This window comes from Halotalea alkalilenta DSM 17697, assembly GCF_000621205.1.
GTDB classification, from domain to species: domain Bacteria; phylum Pseudomonadota; class Gammaproteobacteria; order Pseudomonadales; family Halomonadaceae; genus Halotalea; species Halotalea alkalilenta.
Map to the genome: position 1 here is coordinate 161,607 of NZ_KK211228.1, position 15,757 is coordinate 177,363.

Here is a 15,757-nt window from a genome sequence, read left to right on the forward strand (position 1 = left end):
CCGCTGCACATGCCGAGCGGACCGCCATGGAATAAATCCGACCCAGGATCAGCGGCCGGGGACGATCGAGCAGCGCCTTGTCGCCCACCCGCGATGGCGCGTCATTCGGCTCGACCAGATCCCAACGGTGTCTATACGACGTTTGGACGCACCCTCCGAGGAGGACAAAGAACTTAAACTAAAATACAACCAACTGAATCGATCCCGTCGCCTCACCGGGCGGCCCACTCCGGAGCGTCATCCATGGCTATAGAGCAACGCGGCCCTTCGCGCTATACCAGTGCGATCATCGTCGTCACTTCGATCTTCTTCATCTGGGGATTCATCACCTGTCTCAACGACATCCTGATTCCCCATCTGCGCGCGGTGTTCTCGCTCAACTACACCCAGGTGATGCTGATCCAGTTCACCTTCTTCGGCGCCTACTTCATCATGTCGATGCCGGCGGGCAAGGTACTCAGCCTGATCGGCTACAAGAACAGCATCAGTGCGGGCCTGCTGGTCGCGGGCATCGGCGCGCTGATGTTCTATCCCGCCGCCGCGTTCGAGTCCTATGGGCTGTTCTTGAGCGCGCTGTTCGTGCTGGCCAGCGGCATCACCATGCTGCAGGTCGCGGCGAACCCCTACATCAGCCTGCTCGGCGATGAGCAAACGGCCTCCAGCCGGCTCAACCTGGCCCAGGCGTTCAACTCCCTCGGCACCACCATCGCCCCGGCCTTCGGCGGGCTATTGATCCTCTCCAACAGCGTGCTCGCCCCGGAGCAGCAGGCGCAGCTCAGCGCCGAGGCGCTGGGCGCCTATCGGCTGCAGGAAGCCCAGGCGGTGCAGATTCCCTACGTGGGCCTGGCGGTGGTACTGGCACTGCTCGCGGTGATGATCTATCTGTGGCGGCTGCCGAGCTTCAAGGAGCAGGCTGGCGAAACGGGCCAGGGCGAACATAGCTTCGCCGCGGTACTGCGCCACCGCCATGTCGTGTTCGCGATCATCGGCCTGTTCCTCTATGTCGGCGCTGAGGTCTCGATCGGCAGCTTCATGATCAACTACATCTCGCTCCCCGAGATCGGTGGGATCACCGAGAGCCAGGCCGCCCATTACCTGAGCCTCTACTGGGGCGGCGCGATGGTCGGTCGCTTCGTCGGCGCGGCGCTGATGCGGGTGGTGCGCGACTACCTGCTGCTCGGGCTGTTCGCACTGGTCGCGGGCTCACTGGTACTGATCTCGATCATCGCCAGCGGCCAGGTCTCGATGTGGAGCATCATTGCGGTGGGACTGTTCAACTCGATCATGTTCCCCACCCTCTTCACCCTCGGCATCAATCGCATGGGGCCGCTGACCGGCAAGGCGTCGAGCCTTTTGATCATGGCGATCGTCGGCGGCGCCATCCTGCCGGTGCTGCAGGGAGCGCTGGCGGACAACTTCAGCCTGCAGGTCGCCTTCCTGCTGCCGGTGCTCTGCTACCTCTACATCGCCTGGTACGGCTTCTCCGGCCATCGCGTCCGCGAAACCACCGCCGACGTAGGGGGGCAGGCGAACCTGGGGCACTGACCGGGTACTGCCTGCGTCGGCTGGCAACGCTGGGGATCGATACGATCCCCAGCGAACGAGCGTCTCGAACCACGGCCTTTGCGCCGTAATCCTCCGCTTCATTCGGCCAGGACATTTCTAGCCCCATTTCAGGGCGCCATTTCAGCGCATCGTGCTCCTTCACGGATCATCCAGCACGACTGCAGGACTTCCACGCACTCGACATCGTCGCGTTCGCTCATCGTTAGATCCCACCCAAGGCCTTGATTGAACGAGGCTCTTCCCATGCATGCCGAATGCCACGCTGACGCATCGCACTTTGGCATGCAATTTGCTCTCTTGATATATCATATATCACCGCTTTCGAGCGGTCCCGAAATGGGGCAATGCGAGGCACACCGATGATTCATCAACACCCCAGGTTCTACGTAGGGGGCGATCGCTACATCGAGGTCGAACTGGGCGATGGGATGAGCTTCGAGCTCAACATTCTGGTGCACAACCTGGTGGCCGCCATCCGCCAGGCGGCCATTCCCGGCATCATCGAGCTGATTCCGGAGCTGGCGTCGATGCAGATCTCCTACGATCCGGAAGCGATCAGCTATGCCGACGTGGTTCGTGAGGTCGGTGCCCTGCACGACGGGGCCAGCCGGATCGATACCGCCGAACTGCCCAGCCGCATGTTCTACATCCCGGTCATGTACTTCGATCCCTGGACCGAGGCCTGCATCGAGGACTACCGCAGCCGCCAGCCCGACAAGCAGCCGGATGCGCAGCTGGTCTGCCAGGCCAACGGACTGCCCGGGCGCGACGCGCTGCGCCGACTGCACGCCGGTACCGACTACTGGGTCGCCGCCCTCGGCTTCTGGCCCGGCCTCTGCTCGCTGATGCCGCTGGACGACCGTGCCCGCATCGTCGCGCCCAAGTACAACCCGCCGCGTACCTGGACACCCCGGGGCGCGATCGGCCTGGGCGGCGCACTGACCTGCATCTACCCCGACCGCACGCCCGGCGGCTACCAGCTGCTGGGCCGGACCCCGGTGCCGATCTTCGACCGTGAACAGCGCCTGCCCGCCTTCCGCGACGACATCGTGCTGTTCCGCCCCGGAGACCGGGTGAGGTTCATTCCCATCGACCAGGCCGAGTTCGAGTTTCTCGAAAGCGAGGTCGAGGCCGGGCGCTACGAGCACCACTGCGTCGAGCACCAGACCTTCTCGGTGGGCCGCTACCGCGAGGAGCGCAGCAGAGCCGGGGCTGGACAGCCAGCCGGAGGGCGGACATGAATCCGCCGTTGCAGTTCGAGGTGGTCAAACCGGGCCTGGAGACCACGGTACAGGAGCTGCCCGGCCGCCTCGGCTACTGGGAGCAGGGCATTCCGCCCTCCGGTCCGGTGGACTTCTGGTCGTTTCGCCTCGCCAACCTGCTGGTCGGCAACCCGCGCGACACCGCCGCGCTGGAGTGCCAGGTGATGGGGCCGACCCTGCGACTGCACTGCAGCGCATTGATCGCGATCACCGGGGCCGAGATGTCGCCGACCCTCGACGGGCAGCCGATTCCGATGTGGACGACGATGATCGCCCGCGCTGGCCAGACCCTGGCCCTGCGCGGCTCGCGTGTCGGCATGCGCAGCTACATCGCCTTCTCCGGGGGCATTGCCACCACCCCGGTGCTCGGTTCACGCGCGGTGTTCCACATGGCCGGGATCGGCGGACGGGCGCTGCAGCCCGGGCAGACGCTGCCCTTGGGCGTGCCGGGCAGCGACCAGCGCGGCTTTCATCACGTCGGCGAGGCCCATCGTCCGCCGCTGGGCAGCGCTGAGAGCCGCAGCATAGCCTGCGTGCGGGGGCCGAACGACGACTGGTTGAGCGATGCGTCGCTCGCCGACTTCGTCAATAGCGACTGGAAGGTGCAAGCCCAGAGCAACCGCACCGGCATGCGCCTGAGCGGCCCGGCCTTCAGCTTCGCCCCCCGGGCCACCGACAAGCGTCCCGAGCACGGCCAGGATCCCTCCAACATCCTCGACCACGGCTACCCGCTGGGGGCGATCAACCTGGCCGGCCAGACCCCCATCATCCTGATCAACGATGCGCCGAGCACCGGCGGATTCATCAATCCCTTCACCGTACCCAGCGCCGAATTCTGGAAGCTCGGCCAGGTACGCCCCCACGAAATCCTGCGCTTTCACCAAGTGTCGCTGGACGAGGCCCAACAACGAAGGCGCGACCTGGACAGCGCCGTGACCCAAGAGGCGCTGACCCCGCAATGAAATACCGCCCTCGCGCCACCTCTCTTCTGCCCTGGAGTCGTCGATGATCGATCACGGTTCGCTGGCCAATGCGCTGCTGTGCAACGCCCCGCCCCGGGTGCGACCGGCGGAGGCGGTAGCGCTGGTCGAGCGCCACTATGGCCTGAACGTCAGCGTCGAGGCGCTGGGCGGCGAACGCGACACCAACTACCACGCCCGCACGAGCGACGGGCACGGCTACATCCTCAAGTTCGCCAACCAGAGCGAAACGCCGCTGGTCACCAACCTGACCACCGCCGCCATGCTGCACATCGCCGAGCGCGACCCTAGCCTGCCGATCCAGCGTTTGATCGCCGCATGCAACGGCGAGCATGAGCCATGCCTGGCGATCGAGGACGGCGAGCCCACCATCACTCGGCTTTTCACCTGGCTCGACGGCATGCCGCTGTGGCGCGCCGAGCGCAGTGCCGTCCAGCGCGCCGCCATCGCGGCCCTGCTGGCCCGTCTCGACCTGGCCCTGGCCGACTTCGAGCATCCGGCCGCCGCCGGCCACGAACTGCTTTGGGACATCAAGCACGTAGACCGGCTGCGTCCGCTGATCGAAGCGATCGCCGATCCTGCACGCCGCGACCTGCTACAGGCGCTGCTCGAGCGCCACCAATCGACGGTCGCGCCGCAGGTGGCGAAGATGCGCGCGCAGCTGATCCACAACGACCTGAACCCGCACAACCTGCTGGTCGATCCCCGCGATCAGCAGCGGGTGACCGGGATTCTCGACTTCGGCGACGCGGTGCATACCCCGTTGATCCACGAACTGGCAGTGGCCTGCTCCTACCAGATCGACGAGGACGACGGCCACCCGCTCGAAGCAGTGGGCCAGTTCGTCCGCGCCTACCACCGGGTTCTGCCACTGCGGCCCGAGGAACTCGAGGCACTGTTCGACCTGATCAAGGCACGCCTGGCCACGACAGTGATCATCACCAGCTGGCGCGCCCAGCGTCATCCGGAAAACGACACCTACATCCTGCGCAACAACCCACCGGCATGGCGCGCCCTGGAGCGGCTCGGCGAAATCAGCCCCCAGGCGGCCCACGCCTACCTGGCCTGCGCGCTCGGCGAAAGAACTTGAGATAGGAGCTGACCTGAGATGCAAGACGATGCGATGCCCAATGCCTACCGCCCGGGCACGGTGGAGCTCCCGGCCGAAGAGCAGGCGATGATCGAGCGGCGCAGGCGCCTGCTCGGCCCGGCCTATCGGCTGATGTACCAGCACCCGGTGCACATCGTGCGCGGCGACGGCGTGTGGCTTTACGACCAGAATGGCAAGGCCTACATGGACGTCTACAACAACGTCGCCTCGGTCGGCCACTGCCACCCGCGCGTGGCCCGCGCGATCGCCGACCAGGTGCAGGTGCTGGCGACCAACACCCGCTACCTGCACGACACCATCCTCGGCTACGCCGAGCGCCTGCAGGCGACCTTTCCCGATGCGCTCGGCCACTTGATGTTCACCTGCACCGGCAGCGAGGCCAACGACCTGGCCCTGCGCGCGGCCAAGGCCTACACCGGCGGCCAGGGCATCATCGTCACCGAGTGCGCCTACCACGGCATCACCCAGGCGATCGCCGAGATCTCGCCTTCGCTGGGGCCGAACGTCGATCTCGGCGTCCACGTGCGCACCGTGCCGGCCCCCGACCTGTACCGCAGCCCTGACGGCGAGGTCGCCGACCGGCTGCGGCGCGATGTCGAAGCCGCCCTGGCCGACCTCAAGCGCCATGGGATCAAGCCGGCTGCGTTCATCTGCGACGGGGTGTTCTCGAGCGACGGCGTATTCACCGAACCGGCCGGCTTCCTCGCCGGCGCGGTCGAGGCGGTACGCGCAGCGGGCGCGCTGTACATCGCCGACGAGGTGCAATCCGGCTTCGGCCGCACCGGCAGCCACCTGTGGGGCTTCCAGCGCCACGGCCTGGTGCCGGACATCGTCACCCTGGGCAAACCAATGGGCAACGGCTACCCGGTCGCCGGCGTCGTGGTCAAGCCGGAGATCATCGCGGAGTTCGGCAGCAGCGCTCGCTACTTCAACACCTTCGGCGGCAACACCGTGGCCACCACCGCGGCGATGGCGGTGCTCGAGGTGATCCAGGACGAGGCGCTGATGGACAACGCACAGAAGGTCGGCGCCTACCTGGCCGAAGGGTTGCGCGAACTGATGAGCGAGTACCGGGCGATCGGCGATGTGCGCCACGCGGGTCTGTTCTTCGGCGTGGAGATCGTCGGCGACCGCCAGTCCAAGCGCCCCGATGCACCGCTCACTGGGAAGCTGGTCGATGGGCTGCGCGAACGGCAGGTGCTGATCAGCGCCACCGGACCGCGGGCCAACGTGCTGAAAATCCGCCCGCCCCTGGTGTTCACCCGGGACAACGCGGATTTCTTCATCGCCCAGCTGCGCGCGGTGCTCGCCGCCCAGCAAGGCGCCTGACGGCAACCGCTCCAAAAGGCACAGCGAGGACAACATGGCCAAGGTCACGATCAACTGCGACATGGGTGAAGCGTTCAGCATCTACCGCCTGGGCGACGACGAAGCCTGCATGCCGTTCATCACCCACGCCAACGTCGCCTGCGGTTTTCACGCCTCCGACCCGGTCACCATGTGGCGCACGGTCAAGGCGGCCAAGCGCCACGGCATCGCCGTCGGCTCGCACCCGGGCCTGCCAGATCGAGAAGGCTTCGGCCGCCGCGAGATGAGCATGACACGCGAGGAAATCGCCGCCCTGGTGCTGTACCAAAGCGGCGCGCTGAAAGCCTACCTGGATGCCGAGGGCCTGGCGCTGTCGCACATCAAGCCGCACGGCGCCCTGTTCGGCATGGCCCAGCGCCAGGCCCATGTCGCCGAAGGCATCGCCGATGCGGCGCTGGCGCTGGGCGTGCCGGTGATCGGCTATGCCGATTGCGTAATGTCGGAAGTCTTCATCCGTCGCGGCGTCCCCTTCCAGTGCGAGTTCTATTCCGACCTGGAGTACGACGACGACGGCCGCCAGATCATTACCCGGCAGCATGAAAGCGTCGCCGAGGAGGCGATGGTGGAGAAGGTCAGGCGAGCGGTGACCGAGGGCGTGACTCGCTCGGTCAACGGTCGCGACGTGAAGGTCACCGCCGAATCGATCTGCGTGCATTCCGACACTCCCAACGCCATCCAGCTCGCCCGCGCAGTGCACGCCGCGCTGGCCGACTGGCTGTGATCGCCCCCCTGCCGGGCCCTGTACTGCCGAGGTATGCGTCATGAACACCGCCGCCCAAGCGCCGATTCTCGAGATCCAAGACGCCGTGCACAGCTACGGCTCCGTGCTCGCCCTGGACCACGTCTCACTGCGGGTAGAGCCGGGCGAGTTCGTCTCGATCCTGGGCGAAAGCGGCTCCGGCAAGACCACCTTGCTGCGGCTGATTTCCGGGCTGGAGCAGGCCCAGTCGATCACCCGGCTGGCGATCGGCGGCCAAAGCGTGATCGGCAAGCCGCCGGCCCAGCGCAACTGCACCACGGTATTCCAGAGCTACGCGTTGTTCCCGCACATGAGTGTCGAGGAGAACGTGGCCTATGGCCTGAAAGTGCGCGGCGTGGCGCGAGCCGAAGCCCTGCGCCAGGCTCGGGAGGCACTGGCGGTGGTGCGCCTGGAGGCCAAGGCGCAGCGCAGCATCGGCCAGCTCTCCGGCGGTGAGAAGCAGCGCGTGGCCCTGGCCCGGGCGTTCGTCATCCGTCCGGCGCTGCTGCTGCTCGACGAGCCGCTGGCCGCGCTCGACGAAAAGCTGCGCATCGACATGCAGTCGGAGCTGGTGGAGATCCAGCGCTCGCTGGGGATGACCTTCATCTTCATCACCCACAGCAAGGAAGAGGCCCTGACCATGAGCGACCGGGTGGTGCTGATGCGCCGCGGCCGGGTCGAGCAGATCGGCCCGCCGGTGGCCCTGTTCGACAGCCCCAGCAGCCTGTTCGCCGCCGAATTCATGGGTTTCGAGAACCTGCTCGGCGGTCGCGTGCTGGACACCCGCGACGGCACCGCGCTGATCGAGCTGGCCAACGGCACACGCATCCGCAGCCGGGTAGGCGGGGATCAACCGCTACAGGCCGGCGTGGACGCGGGCATAGCCGTGCGCGCCGAACACCTGCGCCTGATCAGCGCCGCGGGCACCAACGCGCCAGCCGGCGTCAATGCCCTGCCCTGCGAGCCGTCACCGGCGGCCTACCGCGGCAAGTACACCGAACGTTGGGCCGACACCCCCGCGGGCCGGCTCAAGCTGCGCAACTGGGAAGGAAAGAACGTCGACGTGCCCAGTGCCGACACGGTGATCTGGGAAGTAGAGGATTCGATCGCATTCCCTGCCTGACCAACCCTGACATCCAGGAGCGTGCCATGAAAGAGAAGAGCGTTTCACAACTACAACTACAACGGTCGCGACGCGACTTCCTGCGCTCGGCGGCACTGGGCGCCGGCGCCCTGGCGCTGCCTCTGGCCCTGGACCTCCCCGCCAGCCGGCTCTGGGCGGCCGGCCCGGCCACCGTGCGTGGCTATGGCGTGACCACCTCGCAGCTCAAGGACTGGTCGGTGATGACCCAGTCCATCGGGGTGCAGATGGAGTTCACCGGCACCGGCAACGACGTCGGGGTCTTCCTGCGCGACGTGGTCGCCTCGGGGCTAGGTGACCAGACCGACATCTTCGTCTTCGAAGCCGGCACCCAGGACATCCTCGGCCCGCGCGGTATCTACCTGCCGATCGATACCCAGCACCCGGCGCTGACCCTATGGGAGCGCACCCCAGACGAGTGGAAGCACAGCCGCGTGGTCCAGGACGCCGAAGGCAACCAATGGGGCGTGCCGGTGATCGGCAACGCCGACAGCTTCGGCTACTTCCCGGAGAAGCTCGGCCTGGACCCGAACAGCGAAGAAGAACTGTCCTGGTCGCTGGTGTTCGACGACCCGCGCACTCGCGGCCGGGTCTCCTTCGACAGGACCTGGGGCTACTCGCTGCCGATGGCGGCGCTGTATCTGCAGAGCAAGACCGGCAAGCCGTTCAGCAACTGCGCCGACCTCCAGCCGGAAGAGACCCGCCAGGTCGTCGACTTCCTGATCGAGCGCAAGCGCGCCGGGCAGTTCCGCACCCTGCATTCCTCGTTCGAGGAGCAGATCCAGCTGCTGAGCAACCGCGAAGTGGACGTGATCAACTGCTGGGAGCCGGCCGTGCGCGAGGTCAACCTCAAGCTCGGCAAGGACGCGACCCGCTACGCCTACACCCAAGAGGGCTACTACAAGTGGGGCCACGGCGCCTACCTGCCGGTGCAGGCCGGCGATAGGGACAACCTGGATGCGATCTACAAGGTGCTCAACTACTACCTCGGCGGCGAGTACCGCGCCCTGCAGGCCCGCGATCGCGGCTATGCCGGGCCGAACATGGACCTGGCGGTGGCCTATGCGCGGGAAAACGGCTGGAGCGCCGAAGACATCGCCACCCTCGAGGAGACCGAGCGGAAGATCGCCCGCAAGTTCTCCAAACCATTGGTCAGCACCACCACTCCGTCGAACGCCGATTCGATGGAGGAGCAGTGGCAGCGTTTCCTGAACGCCTGAGCCCATGGCCCGCCCGCCGAATGCATCCGGCGGGCGCCGGTCGACACAAGAGGAGACGCCACATGAGTACATCGATCCCTGATACACAGGCTCAGGTGGCGCCACCGTCCCTGGCGGCCAAGACGCCCTGGCGAACCCTGCTGGGCCGCATCGACTGGCCACTGGCGCTGTTTCTCGTCGCCTGGTTCATCGCCGTGGTGGTACCGCTGCTTGGGGTGGTGGTCTACAGCTTCTTCGAAACCAAGTCGTTCTTCACCGTGTACACACCGAGCCTCAACACCTGGGCCTCGATCTTCGACTCGGGCCGCTTCGAGGTGATCCTGCGCACCCTGCGCATCGCCTTCACGGTGACCGCGGTGGAGCTGGTACTGGCCTTCGCCTTCAGCCTGTGGCTGGCCAAGGGCCGCGCTTCGCGCACGGTCAAGGCGATGACCCTGGCGCTGATGACGGTGCCGTTCTTCCTCGACCTCTCTTCACGCACGATCATCTGGCGGGCGATTCTGGGCGAGAACGGGCCGCTGATCCCGCTGCTCACCGGCATCGGCCTGGTCGAGCCGGGGTCGGCCGGCATTCTGTACAGCGAATGGGCGGTCCATTTCGGCATGATCATCGCCCTGTTCCCGACCATGATGCTGCCGGTATACATCGCCATCTCGCTGGTCGACGACACCTTGATCGATGCCAGCAACGACCTCGGCGCCTCCCCCTGGCAGACCCTGACCAGGGTCGTCATCCCGCTGTCGCTGCCCGGGGTGATCGCCGGCATCCTGTTCACCCTCGGCTCGGCGATGGCCGCCTGGGTGGAGCCGAGCATGCTCGGCGGCGGCTTCGTCAACCTGCTGAGCAACTCGATCGAAAGCGCCTATTCAGCCCTGCGCTACCCGGTACTGGCGGCCCTGACCACGCTGATCGTAATGATCCTCGGCGTGCTGGTGCTGGCATTCGTGCTCATCGGTCGACGCTTCGGCGATCTGTCTTCATCGTTTCGCGTGCTGAGGAGCTGAAACAGTGAACCAACATCCCCGGGTACATCAGCGCTGGAGCTACTGGAAAGGCTGGCCCCTGCTGGGCAAGGGCATCGGCGCCCTGATGCTGCTGCTGATCTACTTCCCGCTGCTGTGGCTGGCGCTGATGTCGATCAGCGAACGCCCGCTGTCGGGCATTCCCTTGCCGCTGTCGCTGGCGCACTACACCGCGCTGTGGCAGGACACCCGCTGGATCGGCCCGTTCGGCGCCAGCCTGGCGATGGCGCTTTTGATCGGCGTGCTCTGCGCAGTCTGCGCCACCTACGTGGGCCGCGCACTGCCGCTGACGCGGCGACCGGGACGCCTGATGCTGCTGCTGGTGCTGCCGCTATTCATTCCCGGCATGTCGATGGGCGCGGCGCTGTTCATCCTCACCCGCACCGTACTGGGGCTCAAGCTGGGCTTCTGGTCGATCGCGGTGGGCCATTTCATCTGGGCCTTCCCCTTCGCCCTGCTGATCATCATGGTGCTGACCACCCGCTTCGACCACCGGCTGATCGAGGCCGGGGCGGATCTCGGCGCGTCGAAATGGCAGATATTCCGCGACATCGAGTTGCCGCTGCTGCGCCCCGGCATCGTCGGCGCCGCGCTGTTCGGCTTCCTGCTGTCGTTCAACGAAATGCTGCGCACCCTGTTCCTGCGCGGGACCACCGAGACCATGCCGGTGTGGAACTGGATCATGGCGTCGTCCCAGCAGTCGCAGGTGCCGATCATCTTCGCGCTGACGACCCTGGTGCTGCTGGTGACCCTGCCGCTGTTCCTCGGCCTGTTCTGGATTCTGTTCGTGCGCCTGGAGCGCCAGTGAGACGCGCCCGGCTCAGCCCCGGGCGTGCAGCGAACTGGCCGACACGTGAATGTCCCGCACCAGACAGTCGTAGACCTCGGCAGGGTCGCCTTTCTCGAGGGCGGCGTAGATCCGTCGATGTTCGTCATTGGCGTGGTTGACGAAATCGGGGTCGGCGAACAGCTCGTTGAACAACGGACCGACCCGGCTCCATAGGTCCTGGATCATTTTCAGCAAATGCGGGGAGTTGGCTTTTTCATAGATATGGAAATGGAACTTCTGATTCAGCGTCACATAGCCTTCCGAGCTATTTTCACGCACTGACGCTTCCAGCTCATCGAGCATTCTCCCAAGCTCTTCCAGGGACGCGGCGTCTATGTTCGGCGTGGCCAGTTCCGCAGCGAGCCCTTCCAGCGCACAGCGAATGCGCAGCAGTTCGAGATACTTCTCCTTGGAAATCTTCGGCACCGCGATCGAGCGATTCGGCAGCACGTCCAGCCGGTGCTCGGCGACCAGACGCTGCAGGGCCTCGCGGATGGGCGTTGCGGAGATACCGTAGCTATCGGCGAGCGCCCGGATGATCAGCACCTGACCGGGCAGAAAGCGTCCTGACACCATGCCCTGGGTGATTTCATCGTAGGCGAGCTCGGTCAATGTCCGGTGCTCGATCTTTTGCATTACGAAAACCCTGATGTTTTTCCAAGTGCCCGGCCGTGGAACGGCTGCAAAAACCGAGTGTAACACCTGATCTTTCCGCCATGGCCACGGGCTCGAGCCGCCACCGCTCGAGACACGACCGGGCGAGCGACGCGGGGCGGTAAGCAGCTGTGGACGAGGAGATCGAGCGATGGCTGGTGGATGGCGGAAAAATCCGCTGACGGGGTCTGGCGTCGGATTCATCAGCGACTCCCGCTTGGCCACGCATGCTCGAATGAACGGCATTACGCGCCAAGCGGGTCGTCGCTGGCTGGATCAGTCTCACCCCTGGGCGGACAGCAGCCCATCTGCGCGGAACATCGCCTTGATCCCGCGTACCGCTTGGCGCGTGCGGTCGCGATTCTCGATCAGCGCGAAGCGCACATGGTCGTCACCGTACTCGCCGAAGCCGACCCCGGGAGAAACGCAAACCTTGGCATCGGCGAGCAGCTTCTTGGCAAACTCGAGCGAGCCTAGCTCGGCGTAGGGTTCGGGAATTTTGGCCCAGACGTACATCGACGCGCGCGGCTTCTCGACCATCCAACCGGCCTCGTGCAGCCCCTTGACCAGCACGTCGCGGCGCGCCTGGTACTCGCGGGTGATCTCGCCGACGCAGCCCTGGTCGCCCTCGAGCGCTGCGATCGCGGCGACCTGGAGCGGCGTGAAGGTGCCATAGTCGTGATAGCTCTTGAGCCGCGCCAATGCCTGGACCAGCTCGGGGTTGCCGACCATGAAGCCGATCCGCCAGCCGGCCATGTTGTAGCTCTTCGACAGAGTGAAGAACTCGACCGCGATCTCCTTCGCGCCCTCCACCTGCATGATCGATGGCGCCTGCCAGCCGTCGTAGACGATGTCGGCATAGGCGAGGTCGTGGACCACCAGCACACCGTACTGCTTGGCCAGCGCCACCACGCGCTCGAAGAAGTCGAGCTCGACGCACTGGGCGGTGGGGTTGGAGGGAAAGCCGAGAATCATCATCTTCGGGCTGGGAATGGTCTCGCGGATCGCTCGCTCGAGCTCGGCGAAGAAGTCCATGCCCGGCACCAGCGGCACCGAACGCACCTGGGCGCCGGCGATCACCGCACCGTAGATGTGGATCGGATAGCTGGGGTTGGGCACCAGCACGGTGTCGCCGGCATCGAGCGTGGCGAGCATCAGGTGGGCGAGCCCTTCCTTGGAGCCGATGGTGACGATCGCCTCGCTCTCGGGATCGATCTCCACCGCGTAGCGATCCCGATACCAGCGGGAGATCGCACGGCGCAGCCGCGGGATGCCCTTCGAGGTCGAGTAGCCGTGGGTATCGTCGCGGCGCGCCACCTCGACCAGCTTGTCGACGATGTGCGCGGGCGTGGGGCCGTCCGGATTGCCCATCGAGAAGTCGATGATGTCCTCGCCCCGTCGGCGAGCGGCCATCTTGAGCTCCGCGGTGATGTTGAAAACGTAGGGGGGCAGACGATCGATGCGGGTGAAACGACGTGGGGTAACGCTGGTCATGGGACCCTCGGCAGTGACGTAGGCGCCCGGAACCGTCCGAGCGACGCCGGCCGCTTATCGCGGCCTGGGACGCGCCCCGCTCCCCCAACCGTGCGGGACAGGGGATGAGCAAGGCGTGCCATGGCTTACTTTCCCTAATCCCGACGGCGAAATCCAGCGCTTTCCACCGCCTCACTCACCATCGACACCCTGCTTGCCGGGGCGCTCGTCATAGCGGATGACGTTGTGCATGTAGCCGCCGTCGATGTAGAGCGTGGTCGCGGTGATGTAGCGCGCCTGCGGCGAGCAGAGGAACACCACGGTCTGGCCGATGTCCGACGTCTCGCCGACGTGCCCGGCGGGTATCCAGCGCTCGAACCTGTCGCGCCCCATCTCGTCGATGTCGCCACGGTTGATGTCGGTCTCGATCGCGCCCGGCGAGAGCCCGACCACCCGGATTCCGTACTCGCCCCACTCGACCCCGGCGGCGCGGCTGAGCATCTTGAGCCCCGCCTTGGCGATGCTGTAGTGGCCGACGCCCTTGCGCGTCACCTCGTCGTGGATCGACTGCATGTTGATCACCACCCCACCGCCGCTGTTCTTCATTCGCCGCGCCGCCTGCTGGGCACAGAGGAAGGGCGCGGTGAGATTGACCTGGATCAGCGCGTCCCACTTCTCCGGCGGCAGCTCCTCGAGCGCGTACTTGTCCTCGTAGCCCGCATTGTTGATCAGGATGTCGATCTGGTCGAAATTCTCATCGAACTGCTCGAAGAGCCCTGCGACGCTTGCGGCATCAGTGAAGTCACCGGTGACCACCACCACCTTGACCCCATGCTTGTCGCTGAGCTCCTCGGCGGTGCGGGTCGCCTCGTCGCGCGGCCTGCGTGAATGGAGCGCTACGTTGGCGCCGGCGGCGGCGAGCTGCGCGACCACCTCGGCGCCGATCCCGCGGTTGCCGCCGGTGACCAGCGCATTCTTGCCTTTGAGGGAAATTTCCATATCGCCTCCTGCTGGGTGCGTGCCGGGGAGGAACGATGCCGCCCCACCAAGACAAAGCCTAGCAGGCCACGAAGAAGATGCCTTAGTTCAGCCGGACCCGGCCAGCGGCCAGGCCGCGGCGGGTGAGATAAGCGCCGATCGCCATGCCGAGCAGGCTCAAGAGCACGATGTAGTAGACCGGCGCGTAGTCGAAATGCACGATCGCAAGCGAGAGTACCAGCGGGGTCAGCCCGCCGAAGATCGCATAGGCGACGTTGTAGGAGAACGACAGCCCCGAGAAGCGCACCTCGGCCGGAAACGCTTTCACCGCGATCGCCGGGATCAGGCCGGTGATGCCGACGAAGAATCCGGTCAGCAGATAGAGCGGCACCAGGTAGTCGGTGGTGTGGTGCATGGTGACGTAGAACACCGTGAAGCTCACGCCCAGGCCGAAGCTGAACACCATGAACACCGGCCCGTCGCCGAAGCGGTCGGCCAGCCGCCCGCAGACCACGCAGCCGACCACCACCGCGAGGATCGCCAGGCTGTTGGCCGAGAGCGCTGCGGTCCGATCGAGACCGATGCCCGGCCCTTGCAGCAGGGTCGGCATCATCAGGGTGGTGACTACGATCGCCGCCGTGAGGATCCAGGTCACCAGCATCGCCAGCAGCACGCCGGCCCGATGTTCGCGCACTACCCGCTTCAGCGGCATCTCACGCGAGAGCTGCTGGCGCGTGCGCATTTCGCTGAACACTGGCGTCTCGTGCAGGTAGCGGCGCAGGTAGAGCGTCACCAGCCCAAGCAGGCCGCCGAGGATGAACGGCAGTCTCCAGGCCCAGCTCTCGAGCTGCTCCTGACTGAACTGCCGATGCACTACCGTGGCCACCAGCGAGCCCAACAGGATCCCCAGGGCAAGACCGGCGGAGAGCGTGCCGCAGGCGAAACCCACGTGGCGTGTCGGGACGTGCTCGGTGACGAATACCCAGGCGCCCGGCGCCTCACCGCCGATCGCCGCTCCCTGCAGCAATCGCATCGCCAGCAGCAGCAGCGGCGCCAGCACACCGAGCGTGGCATAGGTCGGCAGCAGCCCCATCGCCAGGGTAGGCAACGACATCAGCAGGATGCTGAACATGAACATCCGTTTGCGACCGAGCAGATCGCCGAAATGAGCCATCACGACACCGCCGAGCGGGCGGATCAGGTAGCCGGCAGCGAAGATCCCGAAGGTCTGCACCAGGCGCAGCCACTCCGGCATGTCGGGGGGGAAGAACAGCATGCCGATGGTCGCGGCGAAGAATACGAAGATGACGAAATCGTAGAATTCGAGCGCACCACCGAGGGCGGAGAGAGCGAGCGTCTTGGCATCTCGGCGATCGAGCCGGCGGGCACAAGCGAGGGTGTCGTACATCTGCAA

At 65.8% G+C, this 15,757-nt stretch carries 14 protein-coding genes; 10 read left to right on the forward strand and 4 right to left on the reverse strand.

Features of this window, described 5'->3' with window-relative positions:
* Positions 1 to 243 precede the first annotated feature (243 nt).
* The 10 genes from fucP (at position 244) to Q376_RS0113515 (ending at position 11,217) form a co-directional block, all read left to right on the forward strand.
* Entirely contained in the window at positions 244 to 1,545 is a 1,302-nt protein-coding gene (fucP, locus tag Q376_RS0113470; RefSeq protein WP_052365256.1) for an L-fucose:H+ symporter permease, read from the forward strand.
* Positions 1,546 to 1,925: 380 nt separating this feature from the next.
* A complete protein-coding gene (locus Q376_RS22675; RefSeq protein WP_052365257.1) occupies positions 1,926 to 2,807 on the forward strand; it encodes a 5-oxoprolinase subunit B family protein in 882 nt (293 codons plus the stop codon).
* Complete coding sequence (locus Q376_RS0113480) at positions 2,804 to 3,790, forward strand: 5-oxoprolinase subunit C family protein (protein WP_027350750.1); 987 nt, start codon at positions 2,804 to 2,806, stop codon at positions 3,788 to 3,790. Before Q376_RS22675 ends, Q376_RS0113480 begins: the two co-directional genes overlap by 4 nt.
* Positions 3,791 to 3,833: 43 nt before the next feature.
* Positions 3,834 to 4,898 (forward strand): phosphotransferase, encoded by a 1,065-nt coding sequence (locus Q376_RS22680; protein ID WP_052365258.1) that lies wholly within the window; start codon positions 3,834 to 3,836, stop codon positions 4,896 to 4,898.
* Positions 4,899 to 4,916: 18 nt separating this feature from the next.
* On the forward strand, positions 4,917 to 6,248 hold the full coding sequence (locus Q376_RS0113490; protein ID WP_027350751.1) for an aspartate aminotransferase family protein: 1,332 nt from the start codon (positions 4,917 to 4,919) through the stop codon (positions 6,246 to 6,248).
* Positions 6,249 to 6,282: 34 nt separating this feature from the next.
* Positions 6,283 to 7,008 carry a 5-oxoprolinase subunit PxpA gene (gene pxpA, locus Q376_RS0113495; protein WP_027350752.1) on the forward strand — a complete coding sequence of 242 codons (726 nt, stop codon included), beginning with the start codon at positions 6,283 to 6,285 and terminating at the stop codon, positions 7,006 to 7,008.
* A 40-nt stretch (positions 7,009 to 7,048) separates the two neighbouring features.
* Positions 7,049 to 8,149 (forward strand): ABC transporter ATP-binding protein, encoded by a 1,101-nt coding sequence (locus Q376_RS22685; RefSeq protein WP_052365260.1) that lies wholly within the window; start codon positions 7,049 to 7,051, stop codon positions 8,147 to 8,149.
* Positions 8,150 to 8,175: 26 nt separating this feature from the next.
* Complete coding sequence (locus tag Q376_RS0113505) at positions 8,176 to 9,387, forward strand: type 2 periplasmic-binding domain-containing protein (RefSeq protein ID WP_027350753.1); 1,212 nt, start codon at positions 8,176 to 8,178, stop codon at positions 9,385 to 9,387.
* 62 nt (positions 9,388 to 9,449) lie between these two features.
* A complete protein-coding gene (locus tag Q376_RS0113510) occupies positions 9,450 to 10,391 on the forward strand; it encodes an ABC transporter permease (RefSeq protein WP_027350754.1) in 942 nt (313 codons plus the stop codon).
* A gap of 4 nt (positions 10,392 to 10,395) precedes the next feature.
* Positions 10,396 to 11,217, forward strand: coding sequence for an ABC transporter permease (locus Q376_RS0113515; RefSeq protein ID WP_027350755.1), 822 nt, complete (start codon positions 10,396 to 10,398; stop codon positions 11,215 to 11,217).
* Positions 11,218 to 11,229: 12 nt separating this feature from the next.
* Here the strand turns inward: Q376_RS0113515 and Q376_RS0113520 are convergent, their stop codons facing one another.
* The 4 genes from Q376_RS0113520 to Q376_RS0113535 form a co-directional block, all read right to left on the reverse strand.
* Positions 11,230 to 12,096, reverse strand: coding sequence for a GntR family transcriptional regulator (locus Q376_RS0113520; RefSeq protein WP_162177909.1), 867 nt, complete (start codon positions 12,094 to 12,096; stop codon positions 11,230 to 11,232).
* A 78-nt stretch (positions 12,097 to 12,174) separates the two neighbouring features.
* A complete protein-coding gene (gene alaC / locus Q376_RS0113525) occupies positions 12,175 to 13,386 on the reverse strand; it encodes an alanine transaminase (protein ID WP_027350757.1) in 1,212 nt (403 codons plus the stop codon).
* 171 nt (positions 13,387 to 13,557) lie between these two features.
* Positions 13,558 to 14,364, reverse strand: coding sequence for an SDR family NAD(P)-dependent oxidoreductase (locus Q376_RS22690; protein WP_052365261.1), 807 nt, complete (start codon positions 14,362 to 14,364; stop codon positions 13,558 to 13,560).
* Positions 14,365 to 14,446: 82 nt separating this feature from the next.
* Entirely contained in the window at positions 14,447 to 15,751 is a 1,305-nt protein-coding gene (locus Q376_RS0113535) for an MFS transporter (RefSeq protein WP_027350758.1), read from the reverse strand.
* Positions 15,752 to 15,757 lie beyond the last annotated feature (6 nt).

Bases quoted from the DNA above. Each gene is read 5' to 3' on its own strand.
- Q376_RS0113520 (WP_162177909.1), bottom strand. From the start codon at position 12,096: ATGAATCCGACGCCAGACCCCGTCAGCGGATTTTTCCGCCATCCACCA.
- Q376_RS0113490 (WP_027350751.1), top strand. From the start codon at position 4,917: ATGCAAGACGATGCGATGCCCAATGCCTACCGCCCGGGCACGGTGGAG.
- Q376_RS0113535 (WP_027350758.1), bottom strand. From the start codon at position 15,751: ATGTACGACACCCTCGCTTGTGCCCGCCGGCTCGATCGCCGAGATGCC.
- Q376_RS22680 (WP_052365258.1), top strand. From the start codon at position 3,834: ATGATCGATCACGGTTCGCTGGCCAATGCGCTGCTGTGCAACGCCCCG.
- alaC (WP_027350757.1), bottom strand. From the start codon at position 13,386: ATGACCAGCGTTACCCCACGTCGTTTCACCCGCATCGATCGTCTGCCC.
- Q376_RS0113505 (WP_027350753.1), top strand. From the start codon at position 8,176: ATGAAAGAGAAGAGCGTTTCACAACTACAACTACAACGGTCGCGACGC.
- Q376_RS0113510 (WP_027350754.1), top strand. From the start codon at position 9,450: ATGAGTACATCGATCCCTGATACACAGGCTCAGGTGGCGCCACCGTCC.
- Q376_RS22685 (WP_052365260.1), top strand. From the start codon at position 7,049: ATGAACACCGCCGCCCAAGCGCCGATTCTCGAGATCCAAGACGCCGTG.
- Q376_RS22690 (WP_052365261.1), bottom strand. From the start codon at position 14,364: ATGGAAATTTCCCTCAAAGGCAAGAATGCGCTGGTCACCGGCGGCAAC.
- Q376_RS0113480 (WP_027350750.1), top strand. From the start codon at position 2,804: ATGAATCCGCCGTTGCAGTTCGAGGTGGTCAAACCGGGCCTGGAGACC.
- fucP (WP_052365256.1), top strand. From the start codon at position 244: ATGGCTATAGAGCAACGCGGCCCTTCGCGCTATACCAGTGCGATCATC.
- Q376_RS22675 (WP_052365257.1), top strand. From the start codon at position 1,926: ATGATTCATCAACACCCCAGGTTCTACGTAGGGGGCGATCGCTACATC.
- pxpA (WP_027350752.1), top strand. From the start codon at position 6,283: ATGGCCAAGGTCACGATCAACTGCGACATGGGTGAAGCGTTCAGCATC.